Origin of the sequence: Bradyrhizobium sp. WD16 (assembly GCF_024181725.1) — a bacterium.
Classification (GTDB): Bacteria; Pseudomonadota; Alphaproteobacteria; order Rhizobiales; family Xanthobacteraceae; genus Bradyrhizobium_A.
The window spans coordinates 328,454-349,638 of the sequence record NZ_CP028908.1; the positions used below are offsets into that span (position 1 = coordinate 328,454).

Annotated in this window: 23 protein-coding genes; 19 read left to right on the plus strand and 4 right to left on the minus strand. The window is 67.4% G+C overall.

The window, feature by feature from the left end:
- A complete protein-coding gene (locus tag DB459_RS01585) occupies positions 1-1,428 on the plus strand; it encodes an FAD-binding oxidoreductase (protein WP_253711161.1) in 1,428 nt (475 codons plus the stop codon).
- 151 nt (positions 1,429-1,579) lie between these two features.
- On the opposite strand, the gene DB459_RS01590 is transcribed toward DB459_RS01585, so the two are convergent.
- Positions 1,580-2,389, minus strand: a complete 810-nt coding sequence (locus DB459_RS01590) for an SOS response-associated peptidase (protein WP_253711162.1) — start codon at positions 2,387-2,389, stop codon at positions 1,580-1,582.
- 63 nt (positions 2,390-2,452) lie between these two features.
- Here DB459_RS01590 and DB459_RS01595 point away from each other — a divergent pair, with 63 nt between their 5' ends.
- From DB459_RS01595 to DB459_RS01670, 16 genes are all read left to right on the plus strand, one after another.
- The gene (locus tag DB459_RS01595; RefSeq protein WP_371926842.1) at positions 2,453-2,989 is read left to right on the plus strand and encodes a hypothetical protein; all 537 of its coding nucleotides are present in this window, start codon (positions 2,453-2,455) and stop codon (positions 2,987-2,989) included.
- Entirely contained in the window at positions 2,989-3,438 is a 450-nt protein-coding gene (locus DB459_RS01600; protein ID WP_253711166.1) for an NUDIX hydrolase, read from the plus strand. The genes DB459_RS01595 and DB459_RS01600 overlap by 1 nt, the downstream gene beginning before the upstream one ends.
- 19 nt (positions 3,439-3,457) lie before the next feature.
- Complete coding sequence (locus DB459_RS01605) at positions 3,458-3,862, plus strand: TIGR02301 family protein (protein ID WP_253711168.1); 405 nt, start codon at positions 3,458-3,460, stop codon at positions 3,860-3,862.
- A 143-nt stretch (positions 3,863-4,005) separates the two neighbouring features.
- Complete coding sequence (locus tag DB459_RS01610; RefSeq protein ID WP_253711170.1) at positions 4,006-4,272, plus strand: hypothetical protein; 267 nt, start codon at positions 4,006-4,008, stop codon at positions 4,270-4,272.
- A gap of 556 nt (positions 4,273-4,828) precedes the next feature.
- The gene (locus tag DB459_RS01615; protein ID WP_253711172.1) at positions 4,829-5,713 is read left to right on the plus strand and encodes a folate-binding protein YgfZ; all 885 of its coding nucleotides are present in this window, start codon (positions 4,829-4,831) and stop codon (positions 5,711-5,713) included.
- On the plus strand, positions 5,710-6,342 hold the full coding sequence (locus tag DB459_RS01620; protein ID WP_253711174.1) for a DNA-3-methyladenine glycosylase I: 633 nt from the start codon (positions 5,710-5,712) through the stop codon (positions 6,340-6,342). Before DB459_RS01615 ends, DB459_RS01620 begins: the two co-directional genes overlap by 4 nt.
- A 273-nt stretch (positions 6,343-6,615) precedes the next feature.
- Positions 6,616-7,713 carry an LLM class flavin-dependent oxidoreductase gene (locus DB459_RS01625; RefSeq protein ID WP_253711176.1) on the plus strand — a complete coding sequence of 366 codons (1,098 nt, stop codon included), beginning with the start codon at positions 6,616-6,618 and terminating at the stop codon, positions 7,711-7,713.
- A gap of 42 nt (positions 7,714-7,755) precedes the next feature.
- On the plus strand, positions 7,756-8,349 hold the full coding sequence (locus DB459_RS01630; protein WP_305884148.1) for a cysteine dioxygenase: 594 nt from the start codon (positions 7,756-7,758) through the stop codon (positions 8,347-8,349).
- A complete protein-coding gene (locus DB459_RS01635; protein ID WP_253711178.1) occupies positions 8,350-9,918 on the plus strand; it encodes a rhodanese-like domain-containing protein in 1,569 nt (522 codons plus the stop codon).
- Between the two features lie 360 nt (positions 9,919-10,278).
- The gene (locus DB459_RS01640) at positions 10,279-10,647 is read left to right on the plus strand and encodes a helix-turn-helix transcriptional regulator (protein WP_253711179.1); all 369 of its coding nucleotides are present in this window, start codon (positions 10,279-10,281) and stop codon (positions 10,645-10,647) included.
- Positions 10,648-10,714: 67 nt separating this feature from the next.
- Positions 10,715-11,143, plus strand: a complete 429-nt coding sequence (locus DB459_RS01645) for a VOC family protein (protein WP_253711181.1) — start codon at positions 10,715-10,717, stop codon at positions 11,141-11,143.
- A 40-nt stretch (positions 11,144-11,183) separates the two neighbouring features.
- Positions 11,184-11,687, plus strand: coding sequence for an SRPBCC domain-containing protein (locus DB459_RS01650; RefSeq protein WP_253711183.1), 504 nt, complete (start codon positions 11,184-11,186; stop codon positions 11,685-11,687).
- Between the two features lie 11 nt (positions 11,688-11,698).
- Positions 11,699-11,887 (plus strand): hypothetical protein, encoded by a 189-nt coding sequence (locus DB459_RS01655; protein ID WP_371926843.1) that lies wholly within the window; start codon positions 11,699-11,701, stop codon positions 11,885-11,887.
- Positions 11,884-12,402 carry a VOC family protein gene (locus tag DB459_RS01660; protein WP_371926844.1) on the plus strand — a complete coding sequence of 173 codons (519 nt, stop codon included), beginning with the start codon at positions 11,884-11,886 and terminating at the stop codon, positions 12,400-12,402. Before DB459_RS01655 ends, DB459_RS01660 begins: the two co-directional genes overlap by 4 nt.
- A 340-nt stretch (positions 12,403-12,742) precedes the next feature.
- Complete coding sequence (locus DB459_RS01665) at positions 12,743-13,942, plus strand: multidrug effflux MFS transporter (protein ID WP_253711185.1); 1,200 nt, start codon at positions 12,743-12,745, stop codon at positions 13,940-13,942.
- A 59-nt stretch (positions 13,943-14,001) separates the two neighbouring features.
- A complete protein-coding gene (locus DB459_RS01670; protein WP_371926845.1) occupies positions 14,002-14,649 on the plus strand; it encodes a YfbR-like 5'-deoxynucleotidase in 648 nt (215 codons plus the stop codon).
- 84 nt (positions 14,650-14,733) lie between these two features.
- Here the strand turns inward: DB459_RS01670 and DB459_RS01675 are convergent, their stop codons facing one another.
- Entirely contained in the window at positions 14,734-15,681 is a 948-nt protein-coding gene (locus DB459_RS01675) for an IS630 family transposase (RefSeq protein ID WP_253711186.1), read from the minus strand.
- A 375-nt stretch (positions 15,682-16,056) separates the two neighbouring features.
- On the opposite strand from DB459_RS01675, the gene DB459_RS01680 reads away from it, so the two are divergent.
- Positions 16,057-16,563 (plus strand): tyrosine phosphatase family protein, encoded by a 507-nt coding sequence (locus DB459_RS01680; RefSeq protein ID WP_253711188.1) that lies wholly within the window; start codon positions 16,057-16,059, stop codon positions 16,561-16,563.
- A 133-nt stretch (positions 16,564-16,696) separates the two neighbouring features.
- On the plus strand, positions 16,697-19,396 hold the full coding sequence (locus tag DB459_RS01685) for a DUF2339 domain-containing protein (protein ID WP_253711190.1): 2,700 nt from the start codon (positions 16,697-16,699) through the stop codon (positions 19,394-19,396).
- A gap of 67 nt (positions 19,397-19,463) precedes the next feature.
- Here the strand turns inward: DB459_RS01685 and DB459_RS01690 are convergent, their stop codons facing one another.
- Both DB459_RS01690 and DB459_RS01695 read right to left on the minus strand, forming a co-directional pair.
- On the minus strand, positions 19,464-20,027 hold the full coding sequence (locus DB459_RS01690) for a hypothetical protein (RefSeq protein ID WP_253711192.1): 564 nt from the start codon (positions 20,025-20,027) through the stop codon (positions 19,464-19,466).
- A gap of 117 nt (positions 20,028-20,144) precedes the next feature.
- Positions 20,145-21,131 (minus strand): MDR family oxidoreductase, encoded by a 987-nt coding sequence (locus DB459_RS01695; RefSeq protein ID WP_253711194.1) that lies wholly within the window; start codon positions 21,129-21,131, stop codon positions 20,145-20,147.
- Positions 21,132-21,185 lie beyond the last annotated feature (54 nt).

The window sequence follows — 21,185 nt, forward strand, 5'->3', positions numbered from 1 at the left end:
ATGACTTCAGCGGAACGGCCCGCAGCGGTACTGCCCCCCGAGCTGATTGCGCGCTTTGCCGCCATTGTCGGCGAGCGCTATGCGATCACCGATCCGAACGAGATCGCGCCCTATCTCACCGAGGAGCGCAATCTCTACCAGGGCCGCTCGCAGCTGGTGCTGCGGCCGGGCTCGACCGCCGAGGTCGCGGCGATCTGCCGCCTCGCCACCGAGACCCGCACGCCGCTGGTGCCCCAGGGCGGCAATACCGGCCTCGTCGGCGGCCAGACCCCGCATCACGGCGAGGTCGTGCTGTCGCTGCGCCGGCTCGACAAGATCCGCGATGTCGACGTTGCCTCCAACACCATGACCTGCGAGGCCGGCGTCGTGCTCGCCACCGCCCAGGCCAGGGCGGCGGAGGTCGACCGCCTGTTTCCGTTGTCGTTAGGTGCCGAAGGCAGCTGCACCATCGGCGGCAATCTCTCGACCAATGCCGGCGGCACCACGGCGCTGGCCTATGGCGTCGCCCGCGATCTTGCGCTGGGTGTCGAGGCGGTGCTGGCCGACGGCCGCATCGTCAACGGCCTGTCCAAGCTCAAGAAGGACAATACCGGCTACGACCTGCGCGACCTCTTCATCGGCGCCGAAGGCACGCTCGGCATCATCACCGCGGCGGTGCTCAAGCTGTTTCCCAAGCCACGCGCGGTGGAGACGGCCTTCGTCGCGCTGGGCTCGCCCGAGGCTGCCCTCAAGCTGCTCGCCATCGCCCAGCGGGAAGCCGCCGGCACGCTGACGAGCTTCGAGCTGATCGCCGACATCTGCATCGATTTCTGCGTCAGGCACGGCCCCAACATTCGCGCGCCGCTGCCCTCGCGGCCGCCGTGGTCGGTCCTGATGGAGATCTCGTCGCAACGCGATGACGCCCGCGACACGCTGGAGAAGATTCTCGGCGACGCCATGGAACAGGGCGTGGTCGACGATGCGGTGTTCGCCGCCAGCCTCGACCAGCGCAACGCCTTCTGGACGCTGCGCGAGGTGATCTCGCCGGTGCAGAAATACGAAGGCGGCTCGATCAAGCACGACGTCTCGGTGCCGGTCGCCTCGGTGCCGCAGTTCATCACCGAGGCCAATGCGGCGGTGACGCAGCTGATCCCCGGTGCGCGGCCCTTCCCCTTCGGCCATCTCGGCGACGGCAACATCCACTACAATGTCAGCCAGCCGGTCGGCGCCGACAAGGCGGCGTTTCTCGCGCGCTGGCAGGATGTCCACGATACCGTGCACGAGATCGTCGCGAAGTTCGGCGGCTCGATTTCGGCGGAGCACGGCATCGGCGTGATGAAGCGCGACGAGCTGCCGCATTTCAAGGACGCCACCGCGCTCGCCGTGATGCGCACGCTGAAAGCGACGCTCGACCCGTTGAACATCCTCAACCCGGGCAAGGTGGTGTAAGGGTAGGTGCTCTCTCCGTCATCCTGAGGTGCGCGTGGCTGCGCGCCTCGAAGGATGGACGGCCCGGACTGTCATGGTTCGAGGGCGCTTCGCGCCACCTCACCATGACGGTGATGTCGGTGACGGGCGATGTCGGTGGGCTCGGCTCTTTTCAAAACAACGAGCCCTGGTCGTCGTTCGCCGGCGTTGGTTTGGGCTTTGCCGCGCGCGGCTTCGGCGCGGGCTTGGGCATGGACTTCGGCACGGATTTGGATACGGATTTGGGCACGGGCTTCGCCGCGGACGCGGTGTCTTCAAGCGAGACCGGCAGCAGCAATTGCGGGCCGTCATTGGCGACGCGATTCACCGCGGTCGATACTTCGTGCCAGACGAACCGGCCGGGCGGCGGCGACGTCAACAACGCCATCGCCTGTTCCGGATCGACCGCAGCGCAATCGAGCCAGGTTTCGAAATCATCCGGCGCGACGCTCACCGGCACGCGGTCGTGCAGCGCGCGCATCTCGTCCGGCGCCTGGGTGGTGCAGATCGCCACCGTATCGAGTTCCTCGCCGTTCGGCCCCATCCAGGTCTCGGCGAGCCCGGCGAAGGCGATCGGCTGGCCGTTGCGGGCGTGAATGAAGAACGGCCGTTTGCGGCCGCCGGCGTCCTGCCATTCGTAATAGCCGTCCGCCGGTACGAGGCAGCGGCGGCGGCGCAGCGCATTGCGAAAGGCGGGCTTATCCTGCACCGTTTCGGAGCGGGCGTTGATGACCAGTGCGAATTTGCGCGGGTCCTTGACCCAGGACGGCAGCAGCCCCCAGCGCATCAGCTGGAAGTGCCGCGCCCCCTGCTCCTGCAGCACGACGGGGATCGGCTGCGTCGGAGCTATGTTGTATCGTGCAGGAAAATTCGGCATTTCGACATAGGCGAAAAGCCGCCGCAGCGCCTCCGGCGAGGAGGTAATGACGTAGCGTCCGCACATGATCTCACATGTTTCCCGTCATCTTCAGGCCGCCTTAACCCCGGCTGTCACACAGTGGAACCGATGAACGCTGCAGCGGCCCCCCCCCTTCCTCCACATGGAGCCCCGACCTCCAGCGAGACGGGACATTCCTTCGCTGAATTGCGCGCGCGAGCGAAGGAACTACTGGCAGCCAACATCAATCCCCGCACCGGCCTCGCCACCGACTATCTCAACCACTACAATGAAGCCATTATGCTCCTCGAAATGATTCCGGACATGCCGGAATGCGCCGAGGATTTCCTGGCCTGGCACCCTTTGACCTATGCCGAGCATTTCCGGGCCTCCAATTTCAAGGCGCGCGACCTTGCCATCGCCGCCTATGATGCCGCCGCCCCGACGATCCGGGCGCAATTCGACGCCATCACGGCCAGCATGACCACGATTCTCGTCGCCGTCGGCAACGCCCTGCGCCAGGTCCAGCAGGACCACAGCCGCGCCCGCCTCGCCCAGGAGGCGATCGGCTGGGTCAAACCGCTGGTGATGCAGGCCGGCGCCGTCATCAATGGACCGGGCCACGAGGCCGACGAGGCCGAGGTCGACCACATCATGACCGAGTGATGACGGACAGCCTTTCCCCAACCTTGCGGCCGCAGCTCGCGGTCAGCGCCGCGATCTTCCGCGACAGCCGCCTGCTGCTGGTCCGCCGGGCGGTCGAGCCGGCCCGCGGCTTCTACAGCCTGCCCGGCGGCAGGGTCGAATTCGGCGAGACCCTCACGCAAGCCGTCGCCCGCGAGGTCCGCGAGGAAACCGCCCTCGCCGTCGAGGTGATCGGGCTCGCCGCCTTCCGCGAAGTGCTGCCGGACGCTGGCCGCGGCCAGAACGGTCATTACGTCATCCTGTCCTTCGCCGCCCGCTGGACCGCCGGGGAGGTCCGGCTGAACGAGGAGCTGGACGACGCCCAATGGCGGCGGCCCGGGGCATATCCCGACCTTCCGACCACCGCCGGGCTCGCCGGCGTCATCGACGCCGCGCAGGGCCTCATCGCCGCCTTGCGTCCGCCATCGTGAACAGGCATACGGGCCGCCGATGCGCTCCCTGCCCCCCTTTCGATCGCCTGCCGGCATCGTCCTCGCCGTCGTCCTCGCCGTCGGTCTCGCCGTGCCCTCGGCCGGCCGGGCCCAGCAGGCGGCCGCGCCGTTTGATGGCGACCTGCAGCGGCTCGCGGAGATCCTCGGCGCGCTGCATTATCTGCGCGGCATCTGCGGCGCCAGTGAAGGCCTGAAGTGGCGGAGCGAGATGCAGGCGCTGGTCGACGCCGAAACGCCCGGCGGCGAGCGGCGCACGCGCATGGTGGCGAGCTTCAACCGCGGCTACCACGACTTCCAGCAGACCTACCGGGCCTGCACGCCGGCCGCCAATCTCGCCATTCGCCGCTATCTCGACGAGGGCGCCAAGATCTCCCGCGATCTCACCGCCCGCTACGCCAATTGATTGAGCGCCGACTGACGCGGACCGCCTGCATCGCGTTAACCTTTCCTAAAGAACTGCCTGTTCCCCCCGCCGGCCCGTGCTAAAGCTTTGATCACGCACGACGCGCTCCGACGGGGAGCGCGAGCATCCGGACTGCCCATTCCATGAACCATCTGCCGTCGTTCACCGCTGCCCGCGACCAATTGCCGGATCACGAGCAGAAGCAGGCCGCGCTCGGTTATCTCAACGAGGCCTGGGCGGAAGCCCGCCACGACGGCATCGACGGCGACTGTCTCGCCCAGGTGAGCCTGTTCGCCGCTTTCGCCGAACTCGTCACCACCTATGGCGAAGACGCCGTCGCGACCTTCGTCGAAGGCTTGCCGGCGCGCATCCGCAACGGCGAATTCTCGGTTCGCCTCGCGCGGCAGTAACGCACGATCCCCTTCTGCTGTCATCGCCCGCGGAAGCGGCCGATCGAGTACGCCGCGCATCTCGGCGATGGCCCGCGATCGCTGCGTCACCGGCGCAACAAAGCGCGATACCCGACTTTGGAAATTACATCCTCGGCACCGTGACCGTCACGATTCCACGGCGACTGGATCGCCCGGTCAAGCGGACGAACCAGTACGCCGTGGCGGTGGTGAGGGGCAGAGCGTCCGCCGCGGTGCCCGATTGCGACGACACGGAGTACTGGATCCTCCGCGTGAAGCGGAGGACGACGGTGTGTGGTTGGGGCCGGCGTCTCGGCCGATCCATCGCTGTTGTTATCGACGCCTGACTGGCACAGCGCGCCTGCCGCGCTCTCCGCCGTCATCGCCCGCTTCAAAGCCGGGCGATGACGACGGAGAATGTGGCAAACGCGCCGCCCTTCACTCCCTGTCTCCATCGATTCCAAACTGGGCGGTGGCGACGGCCTTGTGATGGGCCTGACTGCGCCTTACCTTTTGCAGCCAGCGCCGACGCGCAAAGCCATCGCACAGGTTCCCCATGAAGTCCGCATTTCTTCCCGACCGGGGCGTGATCAAGATCAGCGGCGACGATGCCCGGCATTTCCTCGGCAATCTGGTGACCACCGATCTCGACGATATCGGCCCCGGCCGGGCGCGCTTCGCCGCGCTGCTCACGCCGCAGGGCAAGATCATCGCCGATTTTCTCGTCACCGAGGCGCCGGCCGGTCATGGCGGCGGCCTCTTGCTGGATTGTCCGCTGCCGCTCGCCGACCAGCTCACCACCAAGCTCGGCTTCTACAAGCTGCGCGCCAGGATCACCGTGGAAAACCTCTCCGGCGATCTCGGCGTCATGGCGATCTGGGACGGCCGGCCGGCGGCGATGCCCGACCTCACCTTCGAAGATCCGCGCGAGCCGGCGCTGGGCTGGCGCATGCTGGTGCCGCAGGACCTGATCGAGAAGGCGGCGAGCCTCGTCGGCGCCGAACTGGTGTCGCCATCGGCCTATGACGCCCACCGCATCGCCTGCGCCGTGCCGAAAGGCGGCGCCGATTTCAGCTATGGCGACGCGTTTCCGCACGAAGCCAACATGGACCGCCTGCACGGCGTCGATTTCGACAAGGGCTGCTATGTCGGCCAGGAAGTGGTGGCCCGGATGCAGCATCGCGGCACGACCCGCAGCCGCGTCGTCCGCGTCCTGCTCGACGGCCGCTCGGCACCGGCCCCGGGCACGGCGATCACCACGGCCGACAAGCCCGTCGGCACCATGGGCTCGTCGGCCGGGGGCGAGGGGCTCGCCATGATCCGGCTCGACCGCGCCGCCGAAGCCCTCGCCAACGGCACGTCGCTGCAGGCGGGCGAGGCGCCGATCCGCCTTGCCGCCAATGACGACCTTCCCGCCGCGGCCGGAACCGCCAGCGCATGACCGCCATCGCGCATGCCGACGGGCTGGCGCGCTGTCCCTGGCCCGGCGACGATCCGCTCTACGTCGCCTATCACGACACCGAATGGGGCGTGCCGGAATACGACGACCGCGCGCTGTTCGAAAAGCTGATCCTCGACGGTTTCCAGGCCGGGCTGTCGTGGATCACGATCCTGCGCAAACGCGACAATTTCCGCAAAGCCTTCGACGGCTTCGACCCGCAGAAGATCGCGCGCTACAACGATCGCAAGATCCAGGCCCTGATGAATGACGCCGGCATCGTCCGCAATCGCGCCAAGATCGAAGGCGCGGTGGCGAGCGCCAGGGCCTATCTGCGCATCGCCGACGAAGGTCCGGGCTTTTCGAAACTGTTGTGGGATTTCGTCGACGGCAAGCCCAAGGTCAACGCCTTCAAGACCATCAAGAGCGTGCCGGCCTCCACGGCGCTGTCGGTCGCGATCTCCAAGGAGCTCGGCGGGCACGGCTTCAAGTTCGTCGGGCCGACCATCGTCTACGCCTTCATGCAGGCCACCGGCATGGTCAACGATCACCTCGTCTCGTGCCATTGCCACGCCACCTGCGGCACGGCGATGCGGCCGAAGGCGCGCCGCGGATCGACCCGCGCGTCCTGAGCGACGTCGCGGCGGCGAACGACAGCGCGCCGCGTGCCGGGTCGCGACCGGCACCACCCGACGGAAGACGATTCTTCTCGATTGCGCGACATTCAAAGAAGATCGTGCTGCATCGAAAATGCCTCACTCGTCAGACGCTTCCGTGTAGAACATCGATCTCTGCCTTCTCCTGAAAAGAAACTGATCCTCGCATTGACCTGTTGCTGCACGCGCCGGACGATGCCGCAGCATCCCGATCGCTGATCGCGCGTCGTCAAGGCAAGGAGACCTCCCGTGTCCGTTGAATTCATCGGTTTCGTCGGCAACCACAATTCATCGGAGACGATCCCGCGCTCGGGCCCGGTGATCGATCGCGGTTATATCGAGACCATCGCCAAGGCTCACGAGCATGTCGGATTCGACCGCGTGCTGCTCGCCTTCCAGGCCACCAGCCCGGACTCGCTGCAGGTCGGCCAGCACGTGGCAAGCGTGACGCAGAAACTCGGCGTCTTCGTCGCCCAGCGCCCGGGCTTCACCGAACCGACCGTCCTGGCGCGCCAGTTCGCCACCCTCGATGCGCTCTATCCCGGGCGCTTCGCCATCAACATCATCACCGGCGGCGACCACCGCGAGCTCATCGCCGATGGCAACCGCGTCGCCGGCAAGGACGAGCGCTATGCGCGCACCGGCGAGTTTCTCGACGTCTTCCAGGCCGAACTGACCAGCGACAAGCCGTTCGACTACGACGGCAGATATTACGCCGTAAGGGGCGCCCATTCGCTGGTCCGGCCCGAGGGTCGCGCCATCGACATCTTCATCGCGGGGGCGTCCGACGCCGCGATCGAGGTGGCGGGCCGTCACGGCAGCTATTTCGCGTTGTGGGGCGAGACCCATGAACAGACCCGCGAGCTGCTCGGCAAGGTCCGCGCCGCGGTGGCGAAGAACGGCCGGCCAGAGCCGCGTTACTCGGTCTCCTTCCGCCCGATCATCGCCGACACCGAAGAGGCGGCCTGGGCCAAGGCGGACGCGCTGCTCGAACGTGCCCGCGCCCTGCAGGACAAGACCGGCTATCTGCGCGATGCCGCCGGCCCGCAGAACGAGGGTTCGCGCCGCTTGCTGGCCGCTGCCGCCAAGGGGGACCGTCATGACAAGCGGCTGTGGACCGCGCTGGCGGAGCTCACCGGCGCGCGCGGCAACTCCACCGCCTTGGTGGGCACCCCCGACCAGGTGGCCGATGCCCTGCTCGACTACTACGACCTCGGCATCCACACTTTCCTCATCCGCGGCTTCGATCCGCTGGCGGATGCCATCGCCTATGGCCGCGAGATCCTTCCGCGGGTGAAGGTGCTCGTCGCCGAGCGGCAGCGCTCGACGCGGGTCGCGGCGGCATAAAGACAGCGGCAGCGCACCGTTCTCACAGCCATCGCAACAATCATGACAGACCTTTCGCGCCTGCGCGCCTTCGTCGCCGAAACGACCCGCATCGTCGAAGCCCACGGCGCCGATGAGGCGGCCCTGCTGGCGATCCTCAGGCCCTCGCTCGCCGGGCTCGTCGCCCATGACGACTGGCTCCCCGACGCCTATGCGGCGCCGCATCCGCAGTTCTACCGCCAGTACCTGCTCTATGCCGACCCGCTGGACCGCTGGTCCATCGTCAGTTTCGTGTGGGGGCCCGGCCAGACGACCCCGGTGCATGATCACACCGTTTGGGGTCTCGTCGGCGTGCTGCGCGGGGCGGAGGTCTCGACCTCCTTCATTGCCGGCAGCGACGACCGCCTGATCGCCCAGCCGCCGGAGCGCATCGAGGCGGGGGCCGTGGTGGCGGTGTCCCCGCGCCTCGGCGATGTCCATGCCATCGCCAACGCCCATGCCGACCGGACCTCGATCAGCATCCACGTCTATGGCGGCAATATCGGCGGGATTCGACGGCATGTCTTCGATGCCGCAACCGGGGCTGTCAAACCGTTCGTTTCCGGCTATTCCAACGTCGCGATCCCCAATCTCTGGGGCGCTCCGAAAGCGGCTTGAATGGCGAAACTGATCGAGGCGACGGCACTGAGGGAAGCCTGGCGGCGCGGCGAAGAGATCGCCCTGTTCGACCTGCGCGAAGAGGGGCCCTATTCGCTCGCCCATCCGTTCTTCGCCGTGTCGCTGCCGCTGGCGCAGATCGAGCTGCGCATCCGCGCGCTGGTGCCGCGCTTGTCGACGCCGATCGTCGTCTACGACGACGGCGAGGGACTGACCGCGCGCGGCGTCGAACGCATTGCGGCTCTGGGCTATGCCGATGTCGCCGCGCTCGCCGGCGGGCTCGCCGCCTATGCCGAGGTCGGTGAAGTGTTCCGCGACGTCAACGTGCCGAGCAAGGCTTTCGGCGAACTGGTCGAAGCGATCCGGCACACGCCGTCCCTGCCCGCCGAACAGGTCGCTGAGCTCATTGCCGGCGACGCCGATGTCGTGGTGTTCGATGCCCGCCGCTTCGAGGAATATCGCACCATGAGCATCCCGCGCGGCGTCAGCGTGCCGGGCGGCGAGCTGGCGTTGCGCGTCTACGACCTCGCGCCGTCGCCGGAGACGACGATCGTGGTCAACTGCGCCGGCCGCACCCGCTCGATCATCGGCGCGCAAACCCTCGTCAACGCCGGCGTGCCCAATCGCGTCATTGCGCTGCGCAACGGCACCATCGGCTGGACGCTCGCCGGCCTGCGGCTGGAGACCGGCCGCACCGGCCGGTTCGGGCCGCTGTCCGCCGCCGCGCACGCCACCGCGCGGAGCCGCGCGTCGGCGTGGGCGGAGAAGGTCGGCGTGAAGGTGATCGACGCCGCGACCCTTGCCGGCTATCGCGCCGAAGCAACGCAGCGCACGCTCTATCTGCTGGATGTCCGCACCCCCGAGGAATTCGCCGCCGGCCATCCGCAGGGATTCCGGTCGGCGCCGGGCGGACAGCTGGTGCAGGCGACCGACGAATGGGTGGCGGTGCGCGGCGCCCGCCTCGTGCTGTTCGATGACGACGGGGTCCGCGGGCGCATGACGGCCTCGTGGCTTAAGCAGATGGGCTGGGATGCCGGCGTCGTTGCCGAGGGCAGCGTTGCCTGCGACGAAAGCGGCCATCCCGCTGCGGTGGCGATCCCCGTCCCGGAGGTCCCGGCGCTGGGCCCCGCCGATGTCGCCAAGCTCGGCGAAGGCTCCGCGATCGTCGATCTCGGGCCGAGCCCGCTCTACCGCCGCGGCCATATTGCCGGGGCGTGGTTCATCGCCGGCGCGCAGCTCGCCGATCTCGCCACAATTCCGGGCCACGGTCCGATCGCGCTGACGTCGGACGACGGCCGCCTCGCGGCCGCCCATGCCCGCGACGTGGCCGCGGCGACACCGCGCCCGGTCGTCTGGCTGGCGGGCGGCAATGCAGGCTGGCTGGCGGCCGGACTGCCGCTGACCGCGGAAGATCCCCGCTTCGCCAGCGCGCCGGACGACGTCTACAAGCGGCCCTATGAAGGCACCGACAATCCCAGGGCCGCCATGCAGGGCTATATCGACTGGGAACTGCAGCTCGTCGCCCAGATGGCCAATGACGGCATCAGCCGATTCCACGTGGTGCGATAACGCGCGACGTCACCCAACTTCGCCCGTACCAAGCCCTCGCTCCAGCATTTGCCGCTCCGGCGGAATCGGAGCGGAAGCTCCAGCTCTTGGTTTTGACGCGTCTTCTTCACGCGAACCGGCGCCCACTTCGCTCGACATCGGCCCTGCCCGACGATGACGCCGAGCGCGGAACGGCGCCTCGGCCGACGAAATCGCTCTCGCAAACGCACCTGACCAATCGGCCCACGGGCCTGGTTCCGGCTGTGACCGATCTGCCGCTCCCGGTTCCAACTCATACGTGGTAACTTGACGATCTCACACGCGTCGGTTAAAAAACCAATAAGTTATATAACTCATTGGCTTTATAAACGCGGGTCTGCGATGTCCACCGATCACCTCAGCACCACGCTCGCCGCTCTCGCCGATCCGACCCGGCGGGCGATCCTCGCCCGGCTGGCGCTCGGCGAATCCTCGGTGTCGGAGCTCGCCGAACCGTTTCAGATGAGCCAGCCGGCGGTCTCCAAGCATCTCAAGGTGCTCGAGCGCGCCGGGCTGATCTCCCGTGGCCGGCAGGCGCAGTGGCGCCCCTGCCGGCTCGAAGCCGGGCCGTTGCGGGAGGTCGACGACTGGCTCGACCATTATCGCCAGTTCTGGAGCCACAGCCTCGACCGGCTCGAAGCCTATCTCGACGGCCTCAACACGCCGCCGGCCAAGCCCCGGCGGCGGCGGAGCGCCAAACCGAAGACCTAAGTCGACGCATGCGGCGGCGCTGCCGGCGTGAAGCCCCCCTTTTGCCTCGTCCAACCAGGAGCATGTCATGACCGATGCCGTTCAGACCATGATCCCCCATCTCGTCGTGTCGCCGGCCGGCGACGCCATCGACTTCTATCAGAAGGCCTTCGGCGCCACCGAGGTGATGCGGGTGCCCGCCGAGGACGGCGAGCGCGTGCTGCACGCCGAACTCCGCGTCAACGGCATCCGCATCTTCCTGCGCGACGATTTTCCCGAAGCCGAATGCCAGCATGGCGCGCGGGTGACGGCGCCGACCACTCTGCATGGCACCAGCATCGTGCTCCATCTCGAAGTCGCCGATTGCGACACCGCGGTGCAGCGCGCGGCAGATGCGGGCGCCCGCGTTGCGATGAAACCGTGGGATGCGTTCTGGGGCGCGCGCTTCGGCATGATCGAAGACCCTTTCGGCCACGTCTGGAGCTTCGCCCACCCCCTGCCCGCCAAGCCCAACTGATCGTCCGCCCTTGCACACCCGGACAAGAGAGGAGACAATGATGACGGATACGACTACCGCCACAGCGGAATTCTCCGTCAGCCGCAGCTTCAAGGCGCCGCGCGCGCAGATTTGGCAGGCCTGGACCTCGCGCGAGGGCCTCTCCCGGTGGTGGGGGCCGAAAGGCTGGGACCTGCATGTTGCGCAGTTCGACTTCCGGGTCGGCGGCGTCTTCCATTATTCGATGGCGCAGGGCGGACAGACGATGTGGGGCCGCTTCGTCTATCGCGAGATCGCGGCTCCCGAACGCCTCGTCTTCATCAGCTCCTTCGCCAACGAAGCCGGCGACGTCACCCGCGCGCCCTTCAGCACGACCTGGCCGCTGGAAGTTCTCAACGTCCTCACCTTGAGCGAAATCGCCGACGGCACCCGGGTCGACCTGCGCGCCGGCCCCATCAATGCCACCGCCGACGAGCTCGAGTTCTTTGAAGGCATGCGCGATTCCATGCGCCAGGGCTTCACCGGCACGTTCGACAATCTCGACGCGTTGCTCGCGCGGTCCTGAATGGTCCTGCCATGACCATGACGAGCATCGCCCTCGACACTCCGTCGCCGGCTGCGGTATGGACCGGACGCGTGCTCAGCGCCCTCGTGGTCCTGTTCGTCGCCTTCGACGGCACCATCAAGCTGATCCCGCTCGACGTCTATCCGCGCGCCCCGCTGCGGCGCGCCCTGTTCCCGCTGCGTTGGGCGAGCGCGCCATGAGGACAGCCACCGCAGCAGCCCTGCGGCCGGCGTCGTTGCTGCGCCCTCCGCTCGCCGTCGTCTCGTTTTCCGGCTTCGTCCATATCCAACAGGAGACTGCCATGCTCCAGCTCAATCCCTATCTGATGTTCAACGGCAACTGCGAAGAGGCCTTCAACCGTTATCACGAGGTGCTGGGTGGCCGGATCGAGGCCATGCTGCGCCACAAGGGTTCGCCGGCGGAAGGGAGCGTCCCTGCCGAGTGGCAGGACAAGATCATGCATGCCTGCCTCATCGTCGGCGACTTTCGCCTGATGGCCTCCGACGCGCCGCCCGCGTATCAGGAACCGATGCGCGGCTGGTCGGTCAATATCGGCGTCGACACCGTCGCCGAGGCCGAGCGCATCTACGCGGCGTTGAGCGAGGGCGGCGAAATCCGCATGCCGCTGGAGAAGACCTTCTGGGCCGAGCGCTTCGGCATGCTGGTCGATCGTTTCGGCACGCCGTGGATGATCAATTGCACCGGTACGGCGTGAGTTGCCTCCCGCCTCCCCTCAGCGCAGAACGACGTGGATGGCCGGGCCAAGCCCGGCCATGACGAAAATGAGTTGCTGTCAGGGCGCCTCTGTTGCCACCCGAATGTGTCAAGCGGAAGTCGCAGACGAGCTAACCTTGACCGCTAATCATACTTCTGCAATGCCGCTCGCATCAAACGGGCAAACCCGTACGCCGTGCCCAATTGCGACGACACGGAGTGTTTGATCTCCGCTGGCCGCGAGGATGACGGTTGAACGGCGTGACGACGCCCCGCCGAATTCAGCGGAAACGGCGTGTCGGCCGTTCCGGACCACAACGCCACAGCATCGAAAGTCCGCCATGCTCTCCACCTATGCCCGCAACGCCATCGTGCTCGGCCTGTTGTCCGCGGTCGGCCCCTTCGCCATCGACATGTATCTGCCGGCGCTGCCGACCATCGCCGCCGATCTCAACGCACCGACCTCGGCGACGCAGATGACGCTGATGGTGTTCTTCGTCGCCTTCGGCGTCTGCCAGATCGTCTACGGCCCCCTGTCCGACATGGTCGGCCGCAAGCCGCCGCTCTATGTCGGACTGGCGCTGTTCATCGCCGGTTCGCTCGGCTGCGCGCTGGCGCCGAATATCGGCTGGCTGATCGCCTTCCGCGCGCTGCAGGGCGTCGGCGCATCGTCGGTGATGGTGATTCCGCGCGCCATCATCCGCGACCTTCATACCGGCATCGAAGCAACCTCGCTGATGGCCCTCGTCATGCTGGTGCTCAGCGTCTCGCCGATCCTCGCCCCGCTCGGCGGCAGCGCCCTGATCGTCCCGTTCGGCTGGCGCGCGGTGTTCGTCGCCGTCACCGTCGTCGCGGTGCTGGCCTTCGCCCTCACCGCGGCTTTCCTGCCGGAGACGCGGCCCGCCGCGGAACGCACCAGGGTGCGCATCCGTGACGTCGTGTCCGGCTTCGGCATGCTGCTCCGCCACGGCCAGTTCCTCGGGCTGACCTTCATCGGCGGCCTCGCCATGGCGAGCTTCTTCACCTTCCTGGCGTCATCCTCCTTCGTCTATATCGGGCATTATGGCCTGACCCCGACCGCGTTCAGCTTCGCCTTCTCGCTCAACGCCGTCGGCTTCATCGGCGCGTCGCAATTCACCGCCCGTCTCGGCGGCCGGTTCGGCATGGGACCGCTGGTGATCGCGGCAACCTCGGTCTATGCGCTGCTGACGACGCTGTTGTTCGCGCTCAATCTTGCCGGCGTCGACAGCCTCGCGATGATGATGACGCTGCTGTTCTTCGGCTTCGCCGCCATGGGGCTCGTCATCCCCTCGACCATGGTGCTGGCGCTGGAGGAGCACGGCCCAATCGCCGGCATCGCCTCGGCGCTCGGCGGCACGCTGCAGATGGTCGCCGGCGGCATCATGATCGCGATCGTCAGCGCGGTGTTCGACGGCACGCCGCGGCCCATGGTCGGGGCGATCTCGCTGTGCGCGCTCGGGGCGCTGGCGCTCAGTCTGCTTACCCTGGGCCGCCGCCGCTACGCCATCTCGCAGGTGTGAGCGTTATTGCGAGCCTTATAATGCCCGAAACTCACCGATTCGAACCGATATCCGGCACCATGGCCGCCAACACCCCATCAAAGACCCCGTCACGGAAACCGTCTGCGAAACCCGCCGCCAAGATCGCGCCTCGCGCCTGGCAGCGCATGCTGTCGGGGCGGCGTCTCGATCTGCTCGACCCCTCGCCGCTCGACGTCGAGATCGAGGACATCGCCCACGGCCTCGCCCGGGTGGCGCGCTGGAACGGCCAGACCCACGGCGCCCACATCTTCTCGGTGGCCCAGCACACTTTGCTGGTCGAGGCGGTGCTGCGCGCCCATTCGCCGCGCATCGACCACACCATCCGTCTCGCCGCCATGCTGCACGACGCGCCGGAATACGTCATCGGCGACATGATCTCGCCGTTCAAGGCGGTGATCGGCGGCGCCTACAAGCAGATCGAGAAACGCCTGCTTGCCGCCATTCATCTCCGCTTCGGCCTGCCGGCGGTGCTCGCGGACGAGATCGAGGCCCAGATCAAGGCCGCCGACGTGGGCGCGGCCTATCTCGAGGCGACGCACCTCGCCGGCTTCGGCGAGGCCGAGGCGAAGCGCCTGTTCGGCCGCGACCCCGGCCTGCCACCCGCGATCGAGGCCGGCTACATGACGCCCTGGCCAGCTGCCAAGGCCGAGAAGCAGTTCCTGGCGCGCTTCGGCACCCTGGTCTAGTGTCCTTTATGTCTCCGAATGACCGCGCGAGCGTGAGGCAAATGGGGCGGTAATTCGGAGACAGGACACTAGAGCAGACTCCGATCAAGGTGGATCATATCCGCATGCGGCGAAGTAGTTTGCGCATTGGGCGGGCTTAAAGATGTCGGCGCAGGTTTCGAGGGCGCGCATCAGGGCGGCGACGGTCCGCTCGGCGATTTTGCGCAAATGCGCTTTCAGCTTGGAAAACGCCTTCTCGATCGGGTTCATGTCGGGGCTATAGGGCGGGAGGTAGAGCAGCTCGGCGCCCGCGGCCTCGATCAACTCCTTGACCCGCGGCCCCTTGTGGGCGGACAGATTGTCCATGACGACAACGTCGCCTTTCGTGAGGGTAGGAACGAGGCAGTGTTCCACCCAGTCCTCGAACAGGGCGGCGGTGATCGGACGATCATAGGTCTTCGCCGCCACGAGCCCGCGAAGGCGGATGCCGGCGACGAGCGTGACCGTCTTGTAATGGCCGTGCGGCACGCCGACGCGCAGCCGCCGCCCACGCCGGCAACGCCCGCCTTTGCGCGCCAAATTGGTCGAGGCGCCCGTTTCGTCGATGAAGACGAGCTTCTCGAGATCGAGATCGAGCTGTCGCTCGAACCATTCGAGGCGTTGCTTCAGGACGTCCGGCCGCTGCTGCTCCGAGGCGTGTGCGGTCTTTTTTTTAAACGTGACGCCATGACGGTCGAAGAAGCGCCACAGCACGGAACTCGAAAAATGCTCGCCGCAATTCCTGATCAGACGTTCCTGGATCTCCAGCAGGGTGACGTCCGGCGTGCGCCGGATCAGCCCCATCAGGTAGCCGTGATGGGCTTCGATGCGGCCGGAGCGGCGATCGCCTCCAGTAGGCTTCGGCGACATTTCTCCCGTCGTCTCGAATTGCTTGACCCAGCGCACGGCGCTCGCAATGCTGACTTCGAAACGCTTCGCCGCCGCATTGCGCGACAGCCCGCCCGAGACGACAGCCTCCACCACTCGTTTGCGAAGATCGTCGGAAAGCGCCATTCCAGCCGCCTCCATTCTGCGGCAGGAATCATGAATCAGATGTCAGCCGATTCGGGAATCCCGATTCGATTCACATCGCTCGGAGCCTGCTCTAGTGTGGTGGATCTGACGCTCGTTTCAGCATTGGAGCGAGTTCTTCAAACGAGCGTCAGATCCATAACCACACTAGAATCATAATGATGCTAGTGTCCCCTTGTTTCCAACGTTCGTATGAGCGCCTGCTGCAATGGGATACGAACGTTGGAAACGGGACACTAGAGCCAGCCGCGGCGCCGGTTCCCCCGCTCGGCATTTATTGAGCGCAGAGGCGCCACGAAATCGCTATCCCCCGTTCGTCGTGATGCTCTATAACGCAGGCCCATTACCGGACCGATCATGCTGCACGTCTGTTCCCTCGCCGAACTTCATCCCACCGTCGCGCGCACCGGCGCCCGCTATGTGCTCACGGTGATGGGCAATGTCGACAAGGCGTTGCGGCCACCGACCATCACCGAGGCCAATCATCTCAAGGTCTCGATGGACGACATCACCGAGGCGGCCGACGGCTTCGTGGCGCCCTGCGCCGCCCATGTGGAGCAGGTGCTGGATTTCGTCCGCCGCTGGCCACGGGACGCGCCGATGGTCATTCACTGCTATGCGGGAATCAGCCGCTCCACCGCCAGCGCCTTCGCCGCCGCCTGCCTGCTGGCGCCCCAACGTGACGAACTGTCGATCGCCCGGCAGATCCGCCGGGCGTCGCCCACCGCCTTTCCCAACCGCCTGATCGTGACGCTGGCGGATGCGGCACTGGGGCGCAACGGGCGCATGCTGGCGGCGATCGAGGCCATGGGTCCCGGCGCCATGACGACCGAGGGGCGGCCCTTCCGCGTCGAGATCGACTGATCGGGCCATGTTGCGTTCGACCGGCTTCGCCCACCCGCCGCTTTGAACGTCTCCGGTTCCGGATCATACTCATGGGATGGCCCGCGCTGCGGGTCCGTGGCTTGCCGTCTGCAGCGGCTGCCGAGGGGGTCCCATGGAATTTCTGGCGCTGCTGATCGCCATCGTGGCGTTCATTCTCGTCCTCAGGTTGAACGATCGGGTCGGCAGGCTGACGGCGCGCATCGCCGCGCTTGACGGACACCACATCGGCCCGCCTGCGCCCGCGACAGCGGCGCCGCCGGCCGCCGCGACCCAGGACGTCGACATCTCCCCTGATCTCGTCCCCGAGCAGGTCGTCACCGAGCCGGCCGAGCCGGCGGCGGCCGAGCCGCTCGCTCCGACGCCCAGCGAAATCCCGGCCGTCGCCGCAGCGCCGCCGCACGCGACCAGATCCGTTCTCGACGAACCGCCGGGGCCCGGTCTCGAGGAGCGGCTCGGCACGCGCTGGGTGGTGTGGATCGGCGGCCTGACGCTGGCGCTCGGCGGGCTGTTCCTGGTGCGCTACTCCATCGAGCAGGGACTGATCGGCCCCGGCGTGCGCGTCGCGCTCGGCGCGCTGTTCGCACTGGCGCTGCTCGCCGCCGGCGAATGGACACGGCGCACCGAACGGCTCGCGGAGATCGCGGCGCTGCCGAAGGCCAATATTCCCGCGATCCTCACCGCCGCCGGCACTGTCGTGCTGTTCGGCACGGTTTATGCGAGCTATGCGCTCTACGATTTTCTCGCCCCGGCGGCGGCCTTCCTTCTGCTCGGCCTCGTTGCGCTCGCAACGCTCGCCGCGGCGCTGCTGCATGGCCCGGCGCTGGCCGGCCTCGGCGTCGCCGGCGGTTTCGTCACGCCGATCCTGGTGTCGTCGCAGCAGCCGGATTACTGGTCGCTCTACATCTATCTCGCCGTCGTCACCGCCGCGGCCTTCGCCCTCGCCCGCATCCGGTTGTGGCGGTGGCTCGCCGTCACCACCATCGTCTTCGCCCTGCTCTGGCTCCTCCCCTGCCTCGACTGCGGACCGACGATGATCGCGCCGCATGCCTTCCACGTGATCGCGGGCTTCGCGCTCGCCTCGGCGCTCGTGGTCTGCGGCTTCCTGTTCGGGCCGCAGCCGGAGCCGGGCCGCATCGAGGCGGTGTCATCGGCCGCGCTCGCGGCCTATGTGCTCGGCGCGGCCCTGATCGTCCTGAGCAGCGACCACGCGCCATCGGCGCTGACGGTGTTCGCCGCGCTCGTCGTCGCGACGCTGGCGGTGGCCTGGCGCGCGGAAGCGGCCACTGCGGCGATCGGTGTCGCCGCTGCCGGCGTCGCCCTGGTGTTTCTCGACTGGACGGTGCGCGGCTCACCCGAGCTGCTGGTGCTGCCGGGCGGCGCCCTGCCCGGCATCGGCCCGCGCGCCGACGCCTCCTCGATCTCTGCCCATCTCGTCACCGCCGCGGTGTTCGCGATTCTGTTCGGCGCTGCCGGTTTCCTGGCCCAGGGCCGTTCGCTGAGCGCCACGGTTCCGGTGATCTGGTCGGCGGCGGCCTGCTTCACGCCGCTGGCGCTCCTGGTCGCGCTTTATGCGCGGATCGCCCATCTCGACCGCTCGATCCCGTTCGCGGCGATCGCGGTGGTGCTCGCCGGCGCCTTCGCCGCAGCGACCGAGCTTCTCAGCCGCCGCGAGCACCGGCCCGGCCTGCCGATCTCGGTCGCGCTGTTTGCCGCCGCGACGCTCGGCGCCCTGGCGCTTGCGCTGACCTTCGCGCTGGAGAAAGGCTGGCTGACGATCGCGCTGTCGCTGATGTGCGCGGGCACCGCCTGGATCTCGCGACAGCGGCCGATCCCGTTCCTGCGCTGGCTCGCAGCCATCGTCGCCGTCATCGTGGTGCTGCGGATCGGCTACGAACCGCGCGTCGCCGGCGACGATGTCGGCACCACCCTGCTCTTCAACTGGCTGCTGTGGGGCTATGGCGTTCCCGCGGCATCGTTCTGGAGCGCCGGAGCGCTGCTGCGCCGCCGCGGCGACGACATCCCGCTGCGCATGGTCGAAGCCGTCGCGATCCTGTTCACGGTGCTGCTGGCCTTCATGGAGATCCGCCACGCCGTCAATCATGGCGATGTCTACCGGCCCGGCACCGGCCTCGCCGAGATCGCGCTGCAGGTCTGCGTCTGGCTCGCCATGGCGATCGGCCTCGAGCGGCTGCGATTGCGCAGCCACAGCATCGTGCACAACGTTGCCGCGCTGGTGCTGGCAGGGATGGCTGCGGGGGGTATCGCCTTCGGGCTCCTCACCTCGCAATGGCCGATATTCACCGGTGACGATGTCGGCGGGCTCGTCGTCAACCTGCTGCTGCTCGGCTACGCGCTGCCGGCGCTGCTGGCGCTGCTGCTGTCCCATGCCGCCGCCGCAGGCGATCGTCCCGCCGCCTACGGCAACACCATTGCCGGCGTCGCGCTGATACTGGCGCTGGCATATGTGAGCCTGGAAGTGCGCCGCTTCCATCACGGCCCGGTGCTGACCGGGACGACGGAGGACGCCGAGCAGTATGCCTATTCGCTGGCGTGGCTCGTCTTCGGCGTGATCCTGCTCGGCGCCGGATTCGTCTTCACCTCGCAGCGGGCCCGCCTCGCCTCGGCGGTGATCATCGCCCTGACGGTGCTCAAGGTCTTCGTCATCGACATGTCGGTGCTGACCGGCATCTACCGCGCCCTGTCCTTCATGGGACTCGGCCTCGTGCTGGTCTCGATCGGCTGGATCTACCAGCGCATCCTGTTCCGACGGCGGCCACCGGCGGACCGCTCCACCGAGCCGCTATCGTCATGACACGGCGAATCGAGAACGCGCCGGAGCGCGTCCACACCGGCGCGACGCAGAGCTGATCGGTCGGTCGTTATTCGGTCGAGCGGCGCAGATCGCTGGTATCGGCCTTGATCTCGACCTTCGGCGGGTCGGCGCGGGTGCTTGCCGTCACGCTGGTGGTGTCGGCGGCGCGCGATGCATCGACGATGCGATGGGAGCGCGGCCTGATGTGGGCGCGCGCCATGATCATCGAGTTGCCGTGGCGACGGAAGTCGCAATAGGCGAAGCCCATGCCGGACACCGCGCCGCGGAACGAGACTTCATCGCTCTTGGTCAGGCTGAAGCAGGGCTCGAAGGGCAGGCCCTTGAGCGAGGCGCAAACCGAGTTCGAGCGCACCTGGACGGTATTGACCGGAAGCCGCGCGTAGCGGATCGGGCCGGTGCCGCCGAACTGGATCGAACCGGCGACCGAACCGTCGCTGAAGATCCGGCCCGAACCGCGCGAGCCGTCGAAACAGGTGAAGGCGAACAGCTTGTTGGCCACGAACTGCCGGGCCTGGTCTGGGGACATCTCCTCGGCCATGGCCGGGGTGGCGATACCGAGCGTCGCCAGCGAGCCGGCGACCAACGATCGAGCTACGAAACGCGCCAACATCAGCAACTCCAACCCGTCACTCTGCCTCAGGCCCGCCGAGGCCCCCCTTAACCCGCTGCTTACCATGTCCATTGGGGCGCAAGATTGGCGCAGGATGGTTGGCAAAGTCTGAAGATTTCACAGGATTTTCACGACGAGACGCCCCCGGATTTCGCCGGCGAGAATCCGCGGCGCCGTGGCAATCGCCTGGTCGAGCTGGATTTCATGAGTAATTTCAGCGAGTTTCGCGTGGTCCAGATCGCGGGCGAGGCGGCTCCAGGCGCGCTGGCGCCGCTCGATCGGGCACATCACCGAATCGATGCCGAGAAGACACACTCCGCGCAAAATAAACGGCGCCACCGATCCCGGCAGGTCCATGCCTCCGGCAAGGCCGCAGGCGGCGACGGCGCCGCCGTATCTGGTCATCGACAGCAGGTTGGCGAGGGTGGTCGAGCCGACACAGTCGACGCCGCCCGCCCAGCGCTCCTTGGCGAGCGGCTTGGCCGGCCCCGAGAGTTCGCCGCGATCGATCACCTCGCTGGCGCCGAGCGAACGCAGGTAGGCCTCTTCGGCGCGACGGCCGGTGGAGGCGATGACCTGGAAGCCGAGACGCGACAACAGCGCAATCGCCACCGAACCGACGCCGCCGGCCGCGCCGGTGACGACCACGGGTCCCCGCGCCGGCGTCAGGCCATGATCCTCCAGTGCCATCACCGACAGCATCGCGGTATAGCCGGCGGTGCCGATCGCCATGGCATCGCGCGTCGTCATACCTTCGGGCAGGCGCACCAGCCAGTCGCCCTTCACCCTCGCCTTCTCGGCCAGCGCGCCGAGATGGGTTTCACCGAGGCCCCAGCCGTTGAGCACGACCTTGTCGCCGGCCTTCCAACCGGGATGCGAGGATGCGGTGACGGTACCGGCGAGGTCGATGCCGGCGATCATCGGAAACCGCCGCACCACCGGCGCCTTGCCGGTCAGCGCGAGAGCGTCCTTGTAATTGAGCGTCGACCATTCCACGGCGATCGTGACGTCGCCGTCCATCAGCTCGGCTTCGTCGAACGCGGTCAGCGTCGCCGTGGTGCCGTTGTCCGCCTTGTCGATCCTGATGGCCTTGAACGTACCCAATGCGCTCTCCCGATGGTCCCGAATGTCTTTTCTTTTGGCGGCTGTGTCGTTGCA